Origin of the sequence: Agromyces kandeliae (assembly GCF_009674665.1) — a bacterium.
In the GTDB taxonomy this organism is placed as follows: Bacteria; Actinomycetota; Actinomycetes; order Actinomycetales; family Microbacteriaceae; genus Agromyces; species Agromyces kandeliae.
On sequence record NZ_WKJD01000018.1, the window covers coordinates 65,224 to 85,086 of the forward strand.

The window sequence follows — 19,863 nt, forward strand, 5'->3', positions numbered from 1 at the left end:
TCGCGGGCGACGGGATCGGGCCCTTACGGCCGCAGCAGCACCTTGCCGACGCGTCCGGGCGTCGTGCTCGCGACGACCGCGTCGCCGATCTCGTCGAGGGCGTAGACGCCTGCGACGGGCAGGGTGAGCGCGCCGGACAGCACGTGCTGCATGAGGTGCCCGAACAGCATCGATCGCGTCTCGGCATCCATGTCGCGGCTGACGCGGCTGCCCCAGAAGCCCTGGATCGCCAGCTGCTTGTAGATGACGTCGGACGAGGCGAGCTGCATGTTCGGGGAGTGCATGGCGCCGAACACCACGAGGGTGCCGTTCTCGGCGAGCAGGGACGCCAGGTCGCCGGTGGAGGTGCCGCCGACCGAGTCGACGCCGGCGACGATGGGCGCACCGCCGGTGAGGGCGGCGACCTCGTCGCGCCATCCGTCGCCGTCGGTGGCGACGACGTTCGCGATGCCCTGGTCTCGGAGTTCGTCGACGCCCGCGGCGCGGCGGACGAGCCCGATCACGTTGATGCCGCGGGCGGCGCCGATCTGGGCGACCATGCGGCCCACCGCGCCGTTCGCCGCGTTCTGCACCATCCAGTCGCCGGGCTTGAGGTCGAGCGCGTGCATCAGGCTCACCGCACTGAACGGCATCGACACGAGCTGCGCGGCGGCCTCGTCGGTCACGCCGTCGGGCACCGGGATGAGGCCCGCCGCGTTCGCCACGAAGTGCTCGGCCCAGACGCCGAACGTGCCGCCGGTGACGACGCGCTGGCCGGCCTGCACGTTGGTCACGTCGGCGCCGACGGCGTCGACGATGCCCACGGCCTCGGTGCCGGCGGGGGCCGGCAGCTCGGGCGTGAACCCGTAGTCGCCGCTCACGGTGAGCAGGTCGTGGTTGTGGATCGCCGCGAGCAGCGTGCGCACGCGGGCCTGGCCCGGCCCGGGCTCGGGGAGCGGGCGCTCCTCGACCTCGAGCACGGTGCCGGGCTCGCCGAAGGCGGAGTGGATGAGTGCGCGCATGACGCGGTTCCTTTCGTTCGTGTGCGATCGCGCGGCACGGGATGCCGCGGGCGACGACGTGAGTGGCGGTCGTCGCGACGTCAGCCGGTAGTGGCGGATGGCGCGTCGAGGTCGTGACCGGATGCCGCTGCCGTGTGCATCGACGCGGTGACCCGCTGGAGCGTGCGGATCAGCGATTCGGCGTCGCCCTCGCGCACGCCGGCCGCCTCGGCGATCCGCGACGGCAGGTGGGCCAGCTCGGCGCGGAGCGCGGTGCCGCGCTCGCCGAGGGCGACGGTGACCACGCGCTCGTCCTGGGCGCTCCGGGCTCGCACGACGAGCCCGGACTGCTCCATGCGTCGAAGCAGCGGCGAGAGCGTGCCCGAGTCGAGCTGTAGCAGGTCGCCGAGCGAGGTGACCGTCTGATCGCCCTCGCGCCAGAGTGCCACGAGCACCAGGTACTGCGGGTAGGTCAGGCCCCACGGTTCGAGCAGCGTGCGGTAGAGCTGCGTCGTCGCCCGGGAGGCGGCGTACAGCGAGAAGCACACCATCTCATCCGTCACGACCATGCAGAAAGACTTGCACACAATTCAGTTGTGCGCAATTCACTTCGCCGGCATCCGCAGGTCGAGGGGAGCGCGCGGTGGCGGGCGTGCCACCGGTGGCGAGACGCCATCGGTGGAAATCGCCGGAGAACGGCCCCGTGAAGCAATAGATGTGCGCTCAGCTGCGGTTCTGTGATCATGAGTTGCGCGATGGGCCCCCGTCGCGCACACTGTTCCGAGCTCTCACCGATCGGAGGAACATGTCGACCCCAGCCGCCCCGTCGTCCGCGACATCCATGCACGAGGTGTCGGGCAGCACCTCCGACCTCGTGCGGCTCGTGCTCCGGTACGCCGAGAACCGCATCCTCTCGAGCGACACGCCGCTCGACAAGCCGATCGCGCCGACGGACCTCGCGCGCCTCGCGGGGCGCAGCATCGACGAGCACGGCATCGGGGCCGAACGGGCGCTGGATCGATTCGAGCACGTGCTCGCGCCGGCGTGCATCACGACCGATCACCCGCAGTACCTCTCGTTCATCCCGACCGCCCCGACCAAGGCCGCCGTCGCCTTCGATCTCGTGGTCTCGGCGAGCGCGCTGTACGGAGGGTCCTGGCTGGAGGGCGCCGGTGCGGTCCACGCCGAGAACGAGGTGCTCTCATGGCTCGCGGCGGAGTTCGGCCTGCCGACGACCGCGGGCGGGGTGTTCGTGCAGGGCGGCACGCTCGGGAACCTCTCGGCGCTCGTCGCCGCGCGCCAGCACGCCCGTACGGTCGTCGCCCGGTCCGGCGCGGAGCCGCCTGCCCGATGGAAGGTCGTCTGCAGCGCCGAGGCGCACTCGTCGATCGCGTCGGCCGCCCGCGTGATGGACGTCGACGTCGTGCCCGTCGACCCGGGGGCGGACGGCGTGCTGCGCGGCGACGCGGTCCGCGCCGCGCTCGACGAGCACGGGGCATCCGTCTTCGCGGTCGTCGCGACCGCCGGGTCGACGAACTTCGGCATCGTCGACGACCTCGCCTCGATCGCCGCCCTGAAGGACGAGTTCGACGTGTGGCTCCATGTCGACGGGGCGTACGGCCTCGCCGGCATGCTCTCGTCGACGGCGCGCCACCGGTTCGCCGGTGTCGAGCGAGCGGACTCCGTGATCGTCGACCCGCACAAGTGGCTGTTCGCACCGTTCGACGCCTGCGCCCTGATCTACCGCGACCCCGAGGCCGGGCGCCGCGCGCACACGCAGCACGCCGAGTACCTCGACACCCTCACCGAGACGAGCGAGTGGAGCCCGTCGGACTACGCCGCGCACCTCACCCGCCGTGCCCGCGGGCTGCCGCTGTGGTTCTCGCTCGCGACCCACGGCGCCGCCGTCTACCGCGACGCCGTCACGGCCTCCATCCGGCTCGCGCACGACATCGCCCGCGAGATCGACCGCCGCGAGGGATTCCGACTCGTCCGCGAGCCGCAGCTCTCGGTGGTGGTGTTCGAGCGCGACGGCTGGGCGAAGGCCGACTACGCCAGGTGGTCCGCGCGGCTGCTCGACGAGCAGCACGCCTTCGTGACGCCGAGCTCGCACGCGGGCCGGCCCAACACGCGCTTCGCGATCGTCAACCCGCTGACGACGTTCGAGCACCTCACGGCGATCCTCGACACCATGGAGTGAGGCCCGTCATGACCCGCCCTGAGGTCAGTCGGCGCCGGTTCGCATGCCCGCCGAGCCGAGCACCCGCTCGACGGTCAGCTCGAGCACGATCCGCTTCGGATTGGGGCGCGGCTGCCGGTACCGCGCCGCATAGAGTTCGACGGCCAACGCGACCGACTCCGGATCCGACAGGATGCGGACCGGCCCCTCGAAGCTGATCCACCTCGCGCCGTCCACCGTGTTCACGCTCGCGCGCCCGCTGCGCTCGGCATTGACGAACTTCTGCGACCCGCGGCTGCCGATCACGCGGACGATGCCGTCGAGGTAGGTGATCCCGACCGGCACCGAGTGGATCCGGCCGTCGCGGCCGATCGTCGAGAGCGTCGCGAGGTGGCGCTCGGCCAGGAGCTCGCGTGCGGCGTCGGTGATCATCCGTTCTCGTGCTCCACTCTTCCTGGCGGTCGGGCGTCCGCCGCCGCATCAGTCTCTCATCCGCGAAACCTGTGCGATCTCGTTGCACGATGTGCCGCGGACGGGTGTCGCGATCGTGACACCCGCGTGCCCTACTGTCATCCCCATGGGCACGACGGCGTCTGCGTACCTCACCGGCTTCGGGCGGTACCTTCCGGGTGAGCCGGTCGACAACGACGGCATCGTGGCGCGCCTCGGCGGCGACGACCCGGTCACCTCACGCATCCGCGGCATGATCCTCGACCAGAACGGCATCCGGCAGCGGCACTACGCGCTCGACGAGCACGGCGAGCCGACCGAGCTCAACGAGGAGCTCGCGGTGAAGGCGCTCCGGGCGGCGCTCGACGACCGCGGCATCCGCCCCGACGACCTGCGCATGCTGGCGACCGCGACGACCATCGGCGACGTGCTCGTGCCGGGATTCGCATCGATGGTGCACGGCCGCCTCGGCGGCGGACCGATGCAGCTGCTCTCGGCGTCGGGCGTCTGCGCCTCGAGCCTGCAGGCCCTCGACGCGGCGGTGGGCAAGGTCAAGCTCGGCGAGCACCCGAGGGTCGCGGTCGTCGGCTCCGAGCTCGCGAGCCGCAGCCTCCGGCAGCGCCGGTTCGACGGCATCCGCGCGGGCATGGACTCCCACTTCCTCCGCTGGATGCTCTCCGACGGCGCGGGTGCCGTGGTCGTCGAGTTCCAACCGCACCCGACCCGCCCGTCGCTCCGCGTCGACTGGGTGCGCCACGTCTCGCTCGCGCACGAGCACGACGTGTGCATGCGCGCGGGGATGGACGGGCTCGAACCCGAGGTCGGACGCACCTGGCAGGACGTCGGCATCGGCGACGCCGAGGCATCCGGCATGTTCGTGCTCCGACAGGACGTCGGCGTGCTCGACGACCTCGCCGGCGCGGGGCTCCGCGAGTTCGAGCAGCTCGTCGACATCGGACTCGTCGACGTCAGCCACCTCGACCACGTCGTCTGCCACTACAGCACGAACGCCTTCCGCGACCTCGCCTTCGACGGGCTCCGCAAGCGCATCCCGACGCTCGACACCGATCGCTGGTTCTCGAACCTCGAGACCTGCGGCAACACGGGCGCGGCGAGCATCTTCATCGCGCTCGAGGAGGCGTGGCGCACCGGCCGGTTCTCGCCCGGCGAGACCATCCTCCTCGCCGTCCCAGAGTCGGGGCGGTTCTCGTTCGCCTTCGCCCATCTCACCGTGGTCGCCCCACCCGAACCGCAAGGAGCAACGACATGACGACCGACACGACCGCGACCGCGTCGACGGCGGATGCCCCCGGCTCGACCTCGCCCGGCGAATCCGCCGCACTCTCCGAGCGGCTCGCCGAGGTGTGGGTCGGGCTCGAGGAGCGCCTCGACCGCGTGCCGATCCTGCGGGCGCTCGCCGAGGGCACCGTGACCATCGACGACTACCGGCGGCTCCTCTTCAACCTGCGGCAGCAGGTCGTCGACGGGTCGCCGTGGATCTCGCGTGCGGCATCCAACTTCGACATCGACCACTTCACGTTGCGGGCGGCGGCGATCACGCACGCCGAGGAGGAGCACCGCGACTACCTGATGCTCGAGCGCGACTACGTCGCGATCGGAGGGTCGCTCGACGAGTTGCGCGCCGGCCGGAAGAACCTCGGCTCCGAGGCGCTCTCGGGCTACATGTTCACCTACGCCGACCGGCCGAACCCGGTGGGGCTGCTCGGGGCGATGTTCATCATCGAGGGCCTCGGCGCGAAGCGCGCGGCGGGCTGGGCCGCACGGTTCCAGGAGGTGCTCGGGCTCGCCGACAACCAGGTGCACTTCATGCAGTACCACCAGGAGGCAGACGGGGCGCACACCGGCGACCTGCAGGCGATCCTCGACTCGGGCATCATCGACGACGCGGCCGCCGACGAGATCGTCCGCTGCGCCGAGGTCGTGGCGCGGCTCTACGCCCTGCAGCTCGAAGAGCTGGACCGCTGACGTGGCGAGGATGCCGAAGGTGCCGGTGCCGAAGATGGCGGTGCCGCGGGTGCCCGAGTACGTCCGCTCCGATCCGAGCATGTGGCAGGCGGTCTACGCCGACCCGTCGGTGCCGCTCGACCGCGCGCTCGTGCGGCAGATCATCAACGACCAGCGCCGGCTGTCGCGTCGCTGGCTCTACCCGATCGCGCGCGTCGTCTCACGGGTGCTCGTCGCGCTCATCTCGATCGTCAAGCGCGTGCTGCCGTTCCGGTGGATGCCGCTGCACACGATGGACGTGCTCTGCGTGTGGTTCCTCCGCCGGTTCGTCTCGCCCGACGCGGTCGACCTGCTGATCCGGCACTTCGTCGTCGAGACGAACCTCGTGAACTTCATCATCCGGAACACCCCGGTCGACATGGAACCGGTGACGCTCCGGCCCGAGAAGCTCTCCGGGCTCGGCGACCAGGCCGTCGTCGAGCACGACGTCAACGTCTACGACGTGCTCATCGCCCTCGACGACGTGAAGCTCGCCAAGCCCGAGACTCTCGACTTCTCGCAGCTCGACGTGCCACCGCTCGACGCCGAGCGGGGTCGTCGCCGGCTGCTGCGCCTCGACATCCAGACCGCGCTCTGCTTCATGAACATCCCGTTCTCGATGGCGCTCACCGTCGAGGAGTACCGCCGCGCCGTGCACTCGATCCGCTTCGACGACTCGTTCCTCGAGATCCTCGCGCTCGTCACCGACGACGACACCTTCCGGCACTGGAAGCTCGCAGGCATGAGCCTCTGGATGGACTCCAACGTCGACGTGCCGCGCATGGTCTACCGGCACGCGCTCGTGTGCGAGTACGCGCACGCCCGGCTCGTGAAGCTCGCGGGCGGGGCGTACCCGCGCGACACCGACGTCGCGTTCGACTGAGCGGGGAACGACGACGACGGATGCCCCGGGGCCGGCGCCCCGGGGCATCCGCTCGCTCGCGGGTCGCCCGGGCCTACGCGGCCTTGCGCCGGTAGATCCGCATGGCGACGACGAACGCGACGGCCATGATGCCGAGGAGCCACGCGAGCGCGACCCAGATGTCGGTGCCGACCGGTCGGCCGGCGAAGAGCGCGCGCATCGTGTCGACGATCGAGGTGACCGGCTGGTTCTCGGCGAACCAGGCGACGGGCCCCGGCATCGAGTCGGTCGGCACGAAGGCCGAGCTGATGAACGGGAGGAAGATCAGCGGATAGCTGAACGCGCTCGCCCCGTCGACGGTCTTCGCCGAGAGCCCGGCGATCACGGCGATCCAGGTCAGCGCGAGCGTGAACAGCACGAGGATGCCGATCACCGCGAGCCAGGCGCCGACCGATGCGCCCGTGCGGAAGCCCATGACGAGGGCGACTCCCACGACTATCGCGACCGACACGAGGTTGGCGACGAGCGAGGTCAGCACGTGGCCCCACAGCACGCTCGACCTCGCGATCGGCATCGACTTGAAGCGCTGGAAGATTCCGCCCTGCAGGTCGAGGAACAGCCGGTACGCCGTGTAGGCGACCCCCGAGGCGATCGTGATGAGCAGGGTACCGGGGAGCAGGTAGTCGATGTACGACTCCGAGCTGCCGGTCCGGATGGCGCCGCCGAAGACGTAGGTGAACAGCAGCATCAGCGCGATCGGCGTGACCGCGGTGGTGAGGATCGTGTCGGGGCTGCGGACGATGTGGGTGAGCGATCGCACGGTGAGGACGCGGGTGTCGCTCAGGAGGTGGGTGGTCATCGTGGCTCCTTCCCGGTCGCCCGGTCGGGCTCGTCCGCCCGGGCGGGCTCCCCGACGAGGGCGAGGAAGACCTCTTCGAGGCTGGGCTGCTTCTCGACGTACTCGACCTTCGCGGCCGGGAGCAGGCGCTTGAGTTCGGCCAGCGTTCCGTTCCGGATGATCGCGCCCTCGTGGAGGATCGCGATCCGGTCGGCGAGCTGCTCGGCCTCGTCGAGGTACTGGGTGGTGAGCAGCACCGTCGTGCCGCCGTCGGCCAGGGCGCGGATGGTCTGCCAGACCTCGATGCGCGCCTGCGGGTCGAGCCCGGTCGTCGGCTCGTCGAGGAAGATCACGGGCGGGTCGCCGATCAGGCTCATCGCGATGTCGAGGCGGCGCCGCATGCCGCCCGAGTAGGTCGCCGCTCGGCGCCCTCCGGCCTCGGAGAGCGAGAACCTGTCGAGGAGGTCGTCGGCGGTGGCGCCCGGGTCCTCCACGTGGCGGAGCCGCGCGACGAGCACGAGGTTCTCGCGGCCGGTGAGCACCTCGTCGACCGCGGCGAACTGCCCGGTCAGGCTGATCGAGCGTCGCACCTCGGCGGGCGCGGCCCCGACGTCGAACCCCTGCACGGTCGCGGTCCCGGCATCGGCCTTCAGCAGCGTCGAGAGGATGTTCACCAGGGTGGTCTTGCCGGCCCCGTTCGAGCCGAGCAGGGCGACGATGCTGCCCGTGGCGACCTCGAGGTCGACGCCACGGAGCACGTGCAGGTCGGCGAAGGACTTCTCGATGCCCCGAATGCGGATCGCCTGCGCTGCCGGCGCCGCGGGTGCGGCGGGCGCTGCGGCGATCATCGCGGTTCCTCCTCGTCGCGCTTGGCGTCATCGATCGCCCTGGTCAGGCGTGCGCGCTCCTTGTCGATCCACTGCGTTCCGCCGTAGGCCTGGGTGAACGTCTCGGCGAATCCGACCGGGTCGTCGCCGACGATGTCGCCGATGGGCGTGCCGTCGATGGCGGCGCGCTCGAACAGGTCGGCGAAGTCGCCGAGCATGGTGACGAGGGTGTCGCCGTCGGTGATGCCGCCGTAGTACATGAAGTACCGCTCGAACGCCTTCGCGGCGCCGGCGTACGGCTCGGGCAGCGCGGCGACGCGCGCCTTGTACTGGCGGTACTGCTTCTTCTGCTCGAGCGATCCGGTGATCGCCTCGATCCACTTCGCGGCCATGGTCACTTCTCCTCTTCGTGGAGCGGTTCGATGTCGTGGAGCTGTTCGATGCGTGCTGCGAGGAAGCTCCACGTCCTCCAGAACTCGTCGAGGGAGTCGCGCCCCCGTGCGTTGAGCGAGTACACCTTGCGCGGTGGTCCCTTCTCCGACGGCACCTTCTCGACGTCGACGAGGCCGCGCTGCTCGATGCGTACGAGCAGGGCGTAGATGGTGCCCTCGGCGATGTCGGTGAAGCCCTGTTCGCGCAGCCACGAGGTGATCTCGTAGCCGTAGGCGGGCCGGCCGGACAGGACCGCGAGCACGATGCCCTCGAGCGTGCCCTTCAGCATCTCGGTCGCCTGCTTGCCCATCGGGCCTCCTCGACTAATCAGTGTTGCTGAGTACCGGTACATAGTAACCACGAGTACCGGTAGATAGCAACACTGAATACCGAACTCCTCGGCGGGTGTCTCGTGGCGCCGGACGTACGGCACCTTCTCAGGCGGTGTCGGACGGCGCAGGGGTAGCCTGAGGGCGGGTCGCGCCGCGATGCTCCGGCACGCGGCGAAGAGGTCGGCCCGCGGGGGCGCGAAGTCCGAACCATCGCCCGAAACGGAGCTGCTGACCGATGTCCTGGGACGACGACGAATCGACCGGCGACCGCCGGCGCGATTCGCGCCGCCGGACGTCCGCCCGCGAGATCCTCCTCCAGATCGCCGGCTACGTCGGCCTGGTGACCGCGGTCGTCGCCCTGGTGGTGGGCGCGGTGTTCGCGGTGACCGTCTGGGGCGTCGCGGCGAAGCCCGGGGGGTTCGCCGCTCCGTCCGCGTCCGGGCGCGGCGCCCCGCTCCCGCCGGTGACCGCGTCATCGGCCGACGGCGAGCCGGGAACGGGTGCCCGTGCCGAGTCGACGGCTGACCCGAACGCCCTGACCGGTTCGGAAGTGGCGCCGCTCGTCGAGCCCGAACCCGTGGCCGAACCGGAGGTCGAGGTCGACTGGCTCTCGGTGGTCGCCGAGGCGACGGGCATCCCCGCCCGGGCCCTGTCGGCCTACGCGCTCGCACACGTCGCGATCGCCGAGGAGGAGCCGTCGTGCGGGCTCGACTGGACGACGATCGCCGCGATCGGCGCGATCGAGTCCGGCCACGGCGGCCACGGCGGATCGGTCCTCGAAGCGTCGGGCATGGTCCGGCCCACGATCCTCGGCCCGGCGCTCGACGGCGACGGCGTGGCGGCGATCCACGACACCGACGGCGGCCTCCTCGACGGCGACGTCACGTGGGACCGCGCGGTCGGGCCCATGCAGTTCATCCCGTCGACCTGGGAGCAGTGGGGGGCCGACGCGAACGGCGACGGCGTCGCCGACCCCAGCCAGATCGACGACGCGGCCCACGCCGCCGCACGCTACCTGTGCGCCTCCGGCCCGATGACCACGCCCGACGGCTGGCGCGCAGCCGTCTTCTCGTACAACCACCTCGACTCGTACGTCGACAAGGTCGCGAGGATAGCGAACGGCTACGCCGACGCGATCGGGTAGGCCTTCGTCGAACGTGCAAGACTGCCTCGATGACCGCCGACATCGAGCTCGCACGCATCGACGGCGGCACCGTCGCGATGCACGACGCCCGCCGCAGGCTGCGGTGGAGCGTCGAGCTCGAGCCGTTCGAGATCGGCGTGTACCCGGTCACGCAGGAGCAGTTGGCCGAACTCCTCGGTGAGACGGCGACGCACCCGCGCCGACCCGCCACGGGCGTGAGCTGGCTCCGCGCCATCCGCTTCTGCAATGCCGCGTCGGAGTGGGAGGGGCTCGACCCCGCGTACACGTTCGACGGCGAGGAGGTGACCTGGCACGTCGACGCCGACGGGTTCCGCCTGCCGACCGAAGCGGAGTGGGAGTTCGCGTGCCGCGCCGGCTCGACGACCCCGCACTACGGCCCGCTCGACGAGGTGGCGTGGACGAGCGCCGACGGCGTGACCGCCCCGCAGGACGTCGGCGGCAAGCTGCCGAACCTCAACGGGCTGTTCGACACGCTCGGCAACGCGTGGGAGTGGTGCTGGGACCTTCTGGACCCGGCCCGCTACGACGAGTACCGGGTGTTCCGCGGCGGCGGCTTCGCCGACGACGCCTGGAGCGTCAGGGCGTCGGTGCGCCGCGGGGGAGCGCCGCGCATGCACCACGAGGACGTCGGCTTCCGGGTCGCGCGCGGCGGCTTCGATGCGACGGATGCCGCGCAGGGCTGGTCGGCGCAGGCCGACCTCGAGCGCGCGACGGTCGACGGTCCGCTGCCGCCGGGCTGGACGCCGCGCGGGTGATCCGCATCCGGCGGGGCCGCCCACGCCGCCCTTCCGCTCGCGGTGCGGGGTGCCTACGGTTGGGTGCGCGCCCGGTGCACCGGCCGGGTCGAAGTCCGAGGGAGGATCCGCCGTGTCGCCTCAGCAGACCGTGCTCGCCGCCATGTCCGCGCTGTTCGGGCGTCGGGACATCGCGGCGCTCGACGAGTACGTCGCCCCCGGAGCCGCGCTGCGCGCGTTGGTGAGCGGGCTGCCCCCGGCGTACCGCTTCGAGCCCGTGCGGGTGATCGCCGAGGGGGAGTTCGTCGTCGTCCATGGCCTGCACCACGGTCTCGGTCCGGTCCCGCTCGTCGGATTCGACCTCTTCCGCGTCGTCGACGAGCGCATCGTCGAGCACTGGGCCGCGCGCACGCCGGTCGTGGACGAACCGGTCGGCGGTCGATCGCAGACCGACGGACCGGTCGAGCCCGCCGACCACGAACGGACCGCCGAGAACCGGGCGCTCGTCGTCGGCTGGATCGATCGGGTGCTCATCGGCGGCGACCGCGCGGTGCGGGCGGAGTACGTCTCGACGGAGCGCTACGCCCAGCACAATCCGGAGGCCGGCGACGGACTCGACGGGCTGGCCGCGGCCGTCGCCGCGTGGGCGGACGCCGGTCGACGGCTCACCTACGTCGCTCGGCGGCAGGTCGTCGCCGAGGGCGACTTCGTGTTCGCGCGGTGCGAGGGCGACTTCGGCGGGCCGGTGGTGTTCAACGACCTCTGGCGGGTCGAGGGCGGCCGGATCGTCGAGCACTGGGACGTCATCGCCCCGACCCTGCGACCCGTGGACGGCGCCCGGGCCTGAGCCGGGCGCCGATCCGGCTACGGCAGCTGCAGCGCCGTGTCGCCGAGCACGACGGCGGCGACCGACAGGATCGCCCCGGCCGCGAGGACCAGCCCAGCCATCACGAGCACGAGCGCTGTGCCGAAGAGGGTGGCCTTCGATTCCTCCCGGATCGTCTGCGCGGGCGGTTTCGGGGTGTTCGAGGTCATCGCGGTTCCTGCTTCATGTCGGATCCCCTTCGATTCCGATTCGGAGGAGGGCGCTGAGGTGCTCTCCTCCCGGTTGGAGCACATGCTGCGCGCTCAGCGGCGAGGCCGAAACATACTTTCGGATGAACCGACCCGTGGATCGAGGGTCCGTCGTCGGGCGCGCCGCGGCAGCCCCGGGGATCAGCCCAGCGGGTCCACGCCGGTCGCCGAGACCGAGAGCTCCCACAGCCGCTCGGCCGACGGCACGTCGATCGCCCACTCCTTGACGCCGCCCGTCCGGAGGTCCGCGTGATCCGGGGGCACGACGCCCTTGAGGGAGCAGTCCTCGCAGTACACGCCGCCGCGCGACTCGAGCTCGGGCGCGGTCGCTGCCCACAGGCCGGTCGACGCACCCTCGGCCGGGGTCTTGAAGAGCGGATTGGGGTTGCCCTCCTCGTCGATCCACTGGCGGGCCAGCAGTTCCTCGCGCGGCATGTGGCGCTGGAGGTCGGTCATGATGCCGCCGGGGTGGGCCGAGTAGGCGTGGATGCCGCGGGACACGCCGCGCGCGTCGAGCCCGACGGCGAAGAGGGCGTTGGCGGTCTTGGACTGGCCGTACGCGATCCACGGGTCGTACGGGGTCGTCTCGAAGTCGATGTCCTCGAACCTGACGGGGGAGCGGTAGTGCGCCGTCGACGAGTACGAGACGATGCGCGCTCCGTCGACGAGCAGGTCGGCGACGCCGCCGACCAGGGCGAAGTGGCCGAGGTGATTGGTGCCGAACTGCCACTCCCAGCCCTGCGGCGTCTGCTGATGGGGCGACGCCATGACGCCGGCCACGTTGATCACGAGGTCGATCGGGTGGCCGTCGTCCCGGACGGAGGCGGTGAGCGTCGCGACCGAGTCGAGGTCGCCGAGGTCCATGGTGCGCACCTCGACGCCGTCGAGATCGGCCAGGGCGGCGGATGCCGCGTCCGGACGCCGAGCGGGGACCAGCACGGAGACCCCGGCAGCGGACAGCGCCTTCACGGTCTCGAGCCCGAGCCCCGAGTACCCGCCGGTGACGATCGCGCGCTTCCCTGCGAGGTCGTGCCCGGCGATCACCTCGGCGGCAGTGGTCCGATAGCCGAACCCGGCATCGAGCGGGTGCTGGCGGGCGATCATGTCCTGTGTAGTGACCATGTCCCGAGGCTAGGATCTCGAGTGCACTCGAAGTCAAGGAGGGGCGATGGCCATCGACGCGACGACCGCGGAGCGCACCTACAGCATCGGCGAGCTCGCCGACCGCACCGGGATGACGGTCCACACGCTTCGGTGGTACGAATCGCAGGGGCTCTTCCCGGCCGACGTGCCGCGCACCGCCACCGGCCGTCGCGTCTACGGCGAGGACGCCGTGCGCTGGCTGCGACTCCTCGCGCGGCTCCGGGAGTCCGGCATGCCGATCTCGGACATCGCGACGTACTCCGATCTCGTCCGCGCCGGGCGCGGGAACGAGGGTGAGCGGGTGGCGCTCATGGAGGCGCATGCGCGTTCGCTCGACGAGCAGATCGAGCAGCTGATCGCCGCGCGCGAGGTGATCCGCGCGAAGATCTCCGACTACCGGCGCGTGCTCGCGGGGCGGGGGATCGAACTGCCACCCGGCGAGCCCGCCTGACCGGGGCGGCGCGTGCCGCCGCCGGCGCGTACTGCGATCGCGGTACCCGAAGATCGGGCGATCGGAGGACGCGCCATCCGCTCGTACCGCGTTGACTCGAAGCACGGTCGCCGCACTCGGCGATCGCCCCGCCGAGAGGAGCACGATGTCCACCCCAGTCCTGCGTGTCGAGGGCCTCCACCGGGCCTACGGCCGCGGTCCGACCCGCTTCGAGGCGCTCAAGGGCGTCGACGTCGAGGTGCGCGCCGGCGAGTCGCTCGCGATCGTCGGCAAGTCCGGTTCGGGCAAGTCGACCCTGATGCACCTGCTCGCGCTGCTCGATCGTCCGACCTCCGGGAGCGTCGAGCTCAACGGCCTTCCGGCCGACCGCCTCCGCGGCCGCGAGCTCAACCGCGTGCGGAACCAGACCTTCGGGTTCGTGTTCCAGCAGTTCTTCCTCACCCCGAGCGCCACGGTGCTCGAGAACGTCATCCTCCCGCTGAAGATCGCGGGCGTCGGGCGGGGCGAGCGCAAGCGCCGCGGGATGGCCGTGCTCGAGCAGCTCGGCCTCGCCGACAAGGCGAAGAACAAGGCGATCGACCTCTCGGGCGGGCAGAAGCAGCGCGTGGTCATCGCCCGCGCACTCGTCAACGACCCGCAGGTGATCTTCGCCGACGAGCCGACCGGCAACCTCGACACGACGACCGGCGCCGCCGTCGAAGACCTCCTGTTCGGACTGAACCGCGAGCGCGGGATCACGCTCGTGGTCGTCACGCACGACGAGGAGCTCGCTTCCCGCTGCGACCGCCGGATCACCGTGCGCGACGGCCGGATCGAGGCATCCGCCACCGCGCCGACCGCCGCCGCGACCGCCGCCGCGCCCGGTGAACCCGGCCGCCCGACCGAGGGGGTGGCCGCGTGACCCCCGCCGACGTCGTCGGCTCGGCCGTCGCGAACACCTTCCGGTCGAAGACCCGCACCATCCTCACCGTGCTCGCGATCTTCATCGGCGCGTTCACGCTCACCATCACGACCGGGCTCGGCACCGGCATCAACCGCTACATCGACCAGACGGTCGCCGAGATCGGCGCCGAGGACGTCATGACGGTCGCGCACCAGGCCGAGGAGACGACGGATGACGGCCCGCGCGAGTACGACCCCGACGCCGTCACGGCCTCCGGGCTCGGCGCCGACGGACCCGGCGGCGGCGGGACCATCGACCCGATCACCGACGACGACCTCGTGACGATCGCGGCGATCGACGGCGTGGAGTCCGTCGAACCGCTCAAGCAAGTGTCGGTCGACTACATCCAGCACGACGACGGCACCCGCTACGAGGTCTCGGTCGGGTCGTTCATCCCGGGCATGGAGCTCGTGCTCGCCTCGGGCGAGCAGCCCGACCCCGACGCGGCCGCAGCCCAGGTCGCGATCCCCGTCGACTTCGTCGAGCCGCTCGGGTTCGACTCGCAGGCCGACGCACTCGGCAGCGAGGTCGCATTCGGCGTCGCGGATGCCACCGGCGTCGAGCACGTCGTCACGGTCGAGGTCGTCGGCGTCTCCGAGGCCGGCCTGATCGGCACCGGCAACAGCGTCTCGCCCAACACCGCGCTCACCGACGAGCTCTACGCCGCGCAGGCGACGGGCGCGATCGGGCAGACCGACCTCTACGGATCGGCGGTCGTCACGTTCGACCCCGAACTCGGCGAGACGGCGACGCAGGCGCTGAAGGACGACCTCGACGAGGCCGGGTTCACCGCGACCACGGTCGAGGACCAGATCGGCGCCTTCCAGTCGGTCATCGACGGCATCGTGCTCGTGCTCAACGCCTTCGCGGTCATCGCGCTGCTCGCCGCGGGCTTCGGCATCGTGAACACCCTCCTGATGTCGGTGCAGGAGCGCACCCGCGAGATCGGCCTGATGAAGGCGATGGGCATGGGCTCGGGCCGGGTGTTCGGGCTGTTCAGCACCGAGGCCACGTTCATCGGCTTCCTCGGCTCCGCCGTCGGCGTCGTGCTGGGAATGGTCGCCGGGACGGCCGTCGGCGACGCGCTCGCGACCACGATGTTCGCCGATCTCCCGGGCCTCACGCTCATCGCGTTCGACCCGACCTCGGTCGCATCGATCATCGTGCTGGTGATGGCGATCGCCTTCCTCGCCGGCACGATCCCGGCCGGGCGCGCCGCCCGGCAGGACCCCATCGAGTCGCTCCGGTACGAGTAGGAGACGGCGCGATGGATGAGCGGATGGGTCGGGCATGGGGGTGCCCGGCCCATCCGCGACGACGCGGATGCGCGAGGATCGAGGCATGAGCGACGGCGTCAGCGGGCTCGGCGCACCCGACCGGGTGGCAGCGCACCGGACCATGCCCGCCTGGGCGTGGGACGTCGTCGTCGTGGTCGTCGCGATCGCGTCGGCGTGTGCGCCCTACCGCGGGCCCACGCCCGCGTTCCTCGCGGTGGAGTCGCCGGTCGCCTTCGCGCTCGCGCTCGCGCAGGCGCCCGTGCTCCTGCTGCGCCGCCGATTCCCGCTCGTCGCGTACGGCGTGATCTGGGCGCTCATGGCCGCCGGCACGCTGGTCGTCGGAAGCGCACTGCCGTTCGTGGTGCCCGCCGCCATCGCGGCCTACGTCCTCGCGACACGGTCGCCGCGGCGCACCGTCCTCGTCGTCGTGCTCGCCTCGATCGTCCTCCTCATCGGCGTCGAACTCGTCGCGGGCGCGGGCGCCGGATTCGATCCGCGGTTGATCCCCGTGCCGGCGCTCCTCGCGTTCGCCGCCGCGGCGGGGGATGCCACGCGCTCGCGCCGTGCGTACGTGGCCGCGCTCGCCGAGCGCGCCGAGCGCGCCGAGGCGACCCGCGAATCGGAGGCCCGGCGTCGGGTCGCGGAGGAGCGGCTGCGGATCGCGCGCGACCTGCACGACGCCGTCGCCCACCAGATCGCCGTCATCAACCTGCAGTCGAGCGTCGCCGAGCGAGCGATCGCCGAGGGTCGCGAGCCCGACCTCCGACGTGCGCGCGATTCCGTCGCGACGGCGGCGCGGGCCGCACGCGAGGTGCTCGGCGAGATCGGCGACCTGCTCTCCACGCTCCGCACCGACTCCGACGACGCGACGCCCTCGGCCCCGCCGGCCGGCCTCGCCGACCTGGACCGGCTGGTCGACGACTTCGCCTCCGCCGGCCTCCGCGCGACCGTCCGCCTCGAGGTCGCCGACGACGCCGGCGACGTGCCTCCGACCGTCGACCGCGCGGCGTACCTCGTGGTCCGCGAGGCGCTCACGAACGCCAGCAAGCACGGTTCCGACGGTCGCGCCCACGTGCTCGTCGAACGGGGCGCGTCGAGGCTCGCGATCACCGTGACCAACGCCGCGTCGCGCGACGCGGAGCGCGGCGAGGTCGAGCGCGGCCGTCCGGAGCGGACGTCGGGCGGCCACGGACTGCTCGGCCTCCGCGAGCGGGTCGCCGCCGCCAGGGGCACGCTCGTGACGAGCGAGGACGACGGCGTCTTCCGCCTGCGCGCCGAGCTCCCCGTGGGGCCGCGTGGGGCGGTCGGGCAGGCGGATGCCCCGGGGCCGAATGCTCCGCCATCGGATGCTCCGCCATCGGAGGCCCGGCGATGACCGCCCGGATCCTCGTGGTCGACGACCAGCCGCTCATCCGGCAGGCGGTCGCCGCGCTGCTCGGCGCCGAGCCGACCCTCGAGGTCGTCGGCGAGGCCGCCGACGGGAACGAGGCGCTCGACCTCGTCCGTGGACTCCGACCCGATGTCGTGCTCATGGACATCCGGATGCCCGGACTCGACGGCATCGAGGCGACGCGCCGAATCGGCGCGGACCCGGACCTCGCCGACGTGCGGGTGCTCATCCTCACCACGTTCGAGGAGGACGAGAACGTCGTGCGTGCGCTGCACGCCGGGGCGTCGGGCTTCATCGGCAAGGGCACCGACCCCGACGCGCTCGTCGAGGCCGTGCACACGGTGCACGCGGGGGAGTCGCTGCTCTCGCCATCCGCGACCCGCGTGCTCATCGAGCGGTACGTGCGGCCCGGCCCGGTGCCGGCCCCGGCCGCGACGTCGGCGCTCGGCGCCGCGCTCGCGTCGCTCACCGACCGGGAGCACGAGGTGCTCGTGCTCGTCGCCGGCGGCCTGTCGAACGACGACCTCGCCGAGCGGTTGGTGATCTCCCGACACACGGCGAAGACGCACGTGAACCGGGTGATGGCGAAGCTCGGCGCCCACGACCGCGCGCAGCTCGTGATCGCGGCCTACGAAGCGGGGCTCGTCCGGCCGGGTGATAGCGCGGGCGGGGACTGAGCGCGCCGATGGGTCAGTCCGCGGACGCCCCGCGCATCGCGACGATCGCCGCCGCGATGCGGCCGACGAGCTCGACGGGCAGCTCGGCGCTGTGCGGGAGGTTCACCGTGTCCTTGGCGGTCCGCCGCGGCGCGACCTCGGACTCGAGCGGCTCGGGGAGCGCCGGCACCGGGTAGAGGCCGACGTGGTGCTTCCATCCGGCGAAGTGGATGGCGTACCTGCCGCCGATCATGACGGCGGCGATGCCGTAGCGGACCTTCTCCTCCACCGGCGGCGGGACCTCGGCGACGATCGCCGCCCGCACCTGCCGGAGGCGATCCGCGACATCGTCGGGAAACGACGCGATGTACTCGTCCACCGTCTGGGCTGCCATGCGGTCACGCTCGCACCGCTCGGCGGGATGCGCCAGAGCGATGAATCCATGGTGCCGACATGGCGCTCGCCGAGCGGGCCGGGGCGGGACACGGCCGGTGCGCCAAGCTGCGAATTCGCGCGCACCCCCTGCCGTTTCCGGCCGACCTGGCGTAGATTGCGATATATCGCGTCAAGACACGTTATATCGCGTCGTCGGCGCGACGACCGCAGGGACGACGCGACGGGGAGGGGCGGCGCATGGATTCGGATGGGCGCGGAGGCTTCCGCGCGAGCCGGCGGGGGAGCCGGCCATGACCGGGCTCGAGGTGGTGCTGGCCGCACTCGGCGTCATCGTGCTCATCGGCATCGCGAGCTTCGTGACCCTCGTGCTCCTGGTGCGGCACGTCTACCGACGCATCCGTCGCAGCCGACGTGTCGACGGTGCGCTCATGCGGGGCCGCGCCCGAGTGAGCCGCGGACCGCAGCGCACGATCCTCGACCTCAGGGTGCGACTCGACGACGCGCTCGCGAGCGGCCAGGCGGCGGTCGACCTCGCGGCGACCGGCCCCGGCCCGCGTGGGGAGTTCCCGGGCATCTTCCGACGCATCCGCGAGGAGGGCGCGTCGCTCGATGCGCAGCTGCGGTTGATGGAGAGCGAGATCGACCGGTCAGTGCTGACCTCCGAGCTTCCCGCCGCCGAGGAGCGGGTCGGCCAGGTCGAGGCGCTCGTCCGACGCATCCGCTCGGCCGTGGCATCCGCCCTCGCCGGGTCGAGCGACGACGGTCTCACGGGCCTCCGCGCCGACGTCGACCGCGAGGTCGCCGCGCTCCGCGCCGGCGTCGAGGAGCTCCACGCGCTCAGCCTGCGCGACATCGCGGCCGACCCGACCCGGCGGCCCACCACCTCGACGGTCCGCGACCCCGCGACCGTGCACGACAGCTCACCCGTCCGAGACAAGGGGAACCGATCATGAGCGACAACACCTCGCGGATGCGCACCATCTTCCGCAGCAAGACCACCAAGGCCCTCGACCGGATCGAGGACCCGCGAGACACCCTCGACGACAGCTACGACCAGCAGGTCAAGCTGCTGCACGAGGTGCGGCGTGCCGTCGCCGAGGTGGCGACGGCGAAGAAGCGGATCGAACTGCAGGGGCAGGAGATGGGCGGGCGCTACCAACGCCTCGGCGTGCAGGCCCGGGATGCGCTGACGCAGGGCCACGAGGACCTCGCCCGCGCCGCGCTCGAGCGCCGCGCGCTGCTCGAGGGCGAGGTCGCGAAGCTGCAGGCGCAGTACAGCTCGCTCGAGAAGCAGGCGTCGCAGCTGCAGGAGCGCGAGCGTCGACTGACCGACCAGATCGCCGCGTTCCGCGTGGAGAAGGAGACGATCAAGGCCACCTACACGGCGTCGGCCGCCCAGGTGCGGGCCAACGAGGCGGTCGCGGGTCTCAGCGCGAACATCGACGACATCGGCACGAGCCTGGACCGGGCCCGCGACCGTGTCGCGCAGATGCAGGCGCGTGCGGCCGCCACCGACGAGCTGCTCACGAGCGGCGTGCTGAAGGACCTCACCGCGGCGCCCGACGCCGACATCGAACGCCAGCTGGCCGCGATCACCGCGCAGGCCGAGGTGGAGCGGCGCCTCCAGTCGATGCGGGATGCCGCGGGGTCGGACGCCCCCGCCGCCGAACGCGGGGACCAGGGGCCCGACGGCTGGCTGAGCATCGGGCAGGGGCCCGCGAGCTGAGCCG

At 71.9% G+C, this 19,863-nt stretch carries 24 protein-coding genes; 14 read left to right on the plus strand and 10 right to left on the minus strand.

Going from position 1 to position 19,863, the window contains the following annotated elements; genetic code table 11:
- Positions 1-23: 23 nt before the first annotated feature.
- Both GJR97_RS13060 and GJR97_RS13065 read right to left on the minus strand, forming a co-directional pair.
- Positions 24-1,001: a zinc-binding dehydrogenase gene (locus GJR97_RS13060; RefSeq protein ID WP_154347155.1), complete on the minus strand. Its 978-nt coding sequence runs from the start codon at positions 999-1,001 to the stop codon at positions 24-26.
- An 80-nt stretch (positions 1,002-1,081) separates the two neighbouring features.
- Positions 1,082-1,549, minus strand: a complete 468-nt coding sequence (locus GJR97_RS13065) for a MarR family winged helix-turn-helix transcriptional regulator (protein WP_195760714.1) — start codon at positions 1,547-1,549, stop codon at positions 1,082-1,084.
- Between the two features lie 236 nt (positions 1,550-1,785).
- Here GJR97_RS13065 and GJR97_RS13070 point away from each other — a divergent pair, with 236 nt between their 5' ends.
- A complete protein-coding gene (locus GJR97_RS13070; protein WP_154347157.1) occupies positions 1,786-3,180 on the plus strand; it encodes a pyridoxal phosphate-dependent decarboxylase family protein in 1,395 nt (464 codons plus the stop codon).
- 24 nt (positions 3,181-3,204) lie between these two features.
- Here the strand turns inward: GJR97_RS13070 and GJR97_RS13075 are convergent, their stop codons facing one another.
- Positions 3,205-3,591 (minus strand): PPOX class F420-dependent oxidoreductase, encoded by a 387-nt coding sequence (locus GJR97_RS13075; RefSeq protein WP_154347159.1) that lies wholly within the window; start codon positions 3,589-3,591, stop codon positions 3,205-3,207.
- A gap of 145 nt (positions 3,592-3,736) precedes the next feature.
- On the opposite strand from GJR97_RS13075, the gene GJR97_RS13080 reads away from it, so the two are divergent.
- From GJR97_RS13080 to GJR97_RS13090, 3 genes are read left to right on the plus strand one after another with little or no spacing between them, the layout of a single operon-like run.
- On the plus strand, positions 3,737-4,879 hold the full coding sequence (locus tag GJR97_RS13080; protein ID WP_154347161.1) for a 3-oxoacyl-[acyl-carrier-protein] synthase III C-terminal domain-containing protein: 1,143 nt from the start codon (positions 3,737-3,739) through the stop codon (positions 4,877-4,879).
- Positions 4,876-5,595 (plus strand): iron-containing redox enzyme family protein, encoded by a 720-nt coding sequence (locus GJR97_RS13085; RefSeq protein ID WP_154347163.1) that lies wholly within the window; start codon positions 4,876-4,878, stop codon positions 5,593-5,595. Before GJR97_RS13080 ends, GJR97_RS13085 begins: the two co-directional genes overlap by 4 nt.
- Positions 5,596-5,614: 19 nt before the next feature.
- Positions 5,615-6,496 carry a DUF6999 family protein gene (locus GJR97_RS13090; protein WP_324613477.1) on the plus strand — a complete coding sequence of 294 codons (882 nt, stop codon included), beginning with the start codon at positions 5,615-5,617 and terminating at the stop codon, positions 6,494-6,496.
- Positions 6,497-6,569: 73 nt separating this feature from the next.
- On the opposite strand, the gene GJR97_RS13095 is transcribed toward GJR97_RS13090, so the two are convergent.
- Genes GJR97_RS13095 through GJR97_RS13110 form a run of 4 tightly spaced genes read right to left on the minus strand, consistent with a single transcriptional unit; the run spans position 6,570 to position 8,882 of the window.
- Positions 6,570-7,334 carry an ABC transporter permease gene (locus GJR97_RS13095; RefSeq protein WP_154347165.1) on the minus strand — a complete coding sequence of 255 codons (765 nt, stop codon included), beginning with the start codon at positions 7,332-7,334 and terminating at the stop codon, positions 6,570-6,572.
- Complete coding sequence (locus tag GJR97_RS13100) at positions 7,331-8,161, minus strand: ABC transporter ATP-binding protein (RefSeq protein WP_154347167.1); 831 nt, start codon at positions 8,159-8,161, stop codon at positions 7,331-7,333. Before GJR97_RS13100 ends, GJR97_RS13095 begins: the two co-directional genes overlap by 4 nt.
- Positions 8,158-8,532 carry a DUF1048 domain-containing protein gene (locus tag GJR97_RS13105; protein WP_154347169.1) on the minus strand — a complete coding sequence of 125 codons (375 nt, stop codon included), beginning with the start codon at positions 8,530-8,532 and terminating at the stop codon, positions 8,158-8,160. The genes GJR97_RS13100 and GJR97_RS13105 overlap by 4 nt, the downstream gene beginning before the upstream one ends.
- A 2-nt stretch (positions 8,533-8,534) precedes the next feature.
- Positions 8,535-8,882, minus strand: coding sequence for a PadR family transcriptional regulator (locus GJR97_RS13110; protein ID WP_154347171.1), 348 nt, complete (start codon positions 8,880-8,882; stop codon positions 8,535-8,537).
- Between the two features lie 257 nt (positions 8,883-9,139).
- Between GJR97_RS13110 and GJR97_RS13115 the strand changes: the two genes are divergently transcribed.
- From GJR97_RS13115 to GJR97_RS13125, 3 genes are all read left to right on the plus strand, one after another.
- On the plus strand, positions 9,140-10,048 hold the full coding sequence (locus GJR97_RS13115; RefSeq protein ID WP_154347173.1) for a lytic transglycosylase domain-containing protein: 909 nt from the start codon (positions 9,140-9,142) through the stop codon (positions 10,046-10,048).
- 29 nt (positions 10,049-10,077) lie between these two features.
- Positions 10,078-10,824 (plus strand): formylglycine-generating enzyme family protein, encoded by a 747-nt coding sequence (locus tag GJR97_RS13120; RefSeq protein WP_154347175.1) that lies wholly within the window; start codon positions 10,078-10,080, stop codon positions 10,822-10,824.
- 112 nt (positions 10,825-10,936) lie between these two features.
- The gene (locus tag GJR97_RS13125) at positions 10,937-11,650 is read left to right on the plus strand and encodes a nuclear transport factor 2 family protein (protein WP_229276278.1); all 714 of its coding nucleotides are present in this window, start codon (positions 10,937-10,939) and stop codon (positions 11,648-11,650) included.
- A gap of 17 nt (positions 11,651-11,667) precedes the next feature.
- On the opposite strand, the gene GJR97_RS13130 is transcribed toward GJR97_RS13125, so the two are convergent.
- Both GJR97_RS13130 and GJR97_RS13135 read right to left on the minus strand, forming a co-directional pair.
- Positions 11,668-11,838, minus strand: coding sequence for a hypothetical protein (locus GJR97_RS13130; protein ID WP_154347177.1), 171 nt, complete (start codon positions 11,836-11,838; stop codon positions 11,668-11,670).
- Positions 11,839-12,018: 180 nt separating this feature from the next.
- On the minus strand, positions 12,019-12,999 hold the full coding sequence (locus GJR97_RS13135; RefSeq protein WP_154347179.1) for an oxidoreductase: 981 nt from the start codon (positions 12,997-12,999) through the stop codon (positions 12,019-12,021).
- A 46-nt stretch (positions 13,000-13,045) separates the two neighbouring features.
- On the opposite strand from GJR97_RS13135, the gene GJR97_RS13140 reads away from it, so the two are divergent.
- The 5 genes from GJR97_RS13140 (at position 13,046) to GJR97_RS13160 (ending at position 17,758) form a co-directional block, all read left to right on the plus strand.
- On the plus strand, positions 13,046-13,471 hold the full coding sequence (locus GJR97_RS13140) for a MerR family transcriptional regulator (RefSeq protein WP_154347180.1): 426 nt from the start codon (positions 13,046-13,048) through the stop codon (positions 13,469-13,471).
- A gap of 145 nt (positions 13,472-13,616) precedes the next feature.
- The gene (locus GJR97_RS13145) at positions 13,617-14,372 is read left to right on the plus strand and encodes an ABC transporter ATP-binding protein (RefSeq protein ID WP_154347182.1); all 756 of its coding nucleotides are present in this window, start codon (positions 13,617-13,619) and stop codon (positions 14,370-14,372) included.
- Entirely contained in the window at positions 14,369-15,670 is a 1,302-nt protein-coding gene (locus GJR97_RS18820; RefSeq protein ID WP_324613478.1) for an ABC transporter permease, read from the plus strand. Before GJR97_RS13145 ends, GJR97_RS18820 begins: the two co-directional genes overlap by 4 nt.
- A gap of 85 nt (positions 15,671-15,755) precedes the next feature.
- A complete protein-coding gene (locus GJR97_RS13155) occupies positions 15,756-17,066 on the plus strand; it encodes a sensor histidine kinase (protein ID WP_154347184.1) in 1,311 nt (436 codons plus the stop codon).
- Positions 17,063-17,758: a response regulator transcription factor gene (locus GJR97_RS13160; protein WP_154347186.1), complete on the plus strand. Its 696-nt coding sequence runs from the start codon at positions 17,063-17,065 to the stop codon at positions 17,756-17,758. The genes GJR97_RS13155 and GJR97_RS13160 overlap by 4 nt, the downstream gene beginning before the upstream one ends.
- Positions 17,759-17,771: 13 nt before the next feature.
- On the opposite strand, the gene GJR97_RS13165 is transcribed toward GJR97_RS13160, so the two are convergent.
- Positions 17,772-18,131: an iron chaperone gene (locus GJR97_RS13165; protein WP_154347188.1), complete on the minus strand. Its 360-nt coding sequence runs from the start codon at positions 18,129-18,131 to the stop codon at positions 17,772-17,774.
- 292 nt (positions 18,132-18,423) lie between these two features.
- Here GJR97_RS13165 and GJR97_RS17920 point away from each other — a divergent pair, with 292 nt between their 5' ends.
- On the plus strand, positions 18,424-19,086 hold the full coding sequence (locus GJR97_RS17920; protein WP_195760715.1) for a hypothetical protein: 663 nt from the start codon (positions 18,424-18,426) through the stop codon (positions 19,084-19,086).
- Positions 19,083-19,859 carry a PspA/IM30 family protein gene (locus GJR97_RS17925; RefSeq protein WP_195760716.1) on the plus strand — a complete coding sequence of 259 codons (777 nt, stop codon included), beginning with the start codon at positions 19,083-19,085 and terminating at the stop codon, positions 19,857-19,859. Before GJR97_RS17920 ends, GJR97_RS17925 begins: the two co-directional genes overlap by 4 nt.
- The last annotated feature ends 4 nt before the right edge of the window (positions 19,860-19,863 follow it).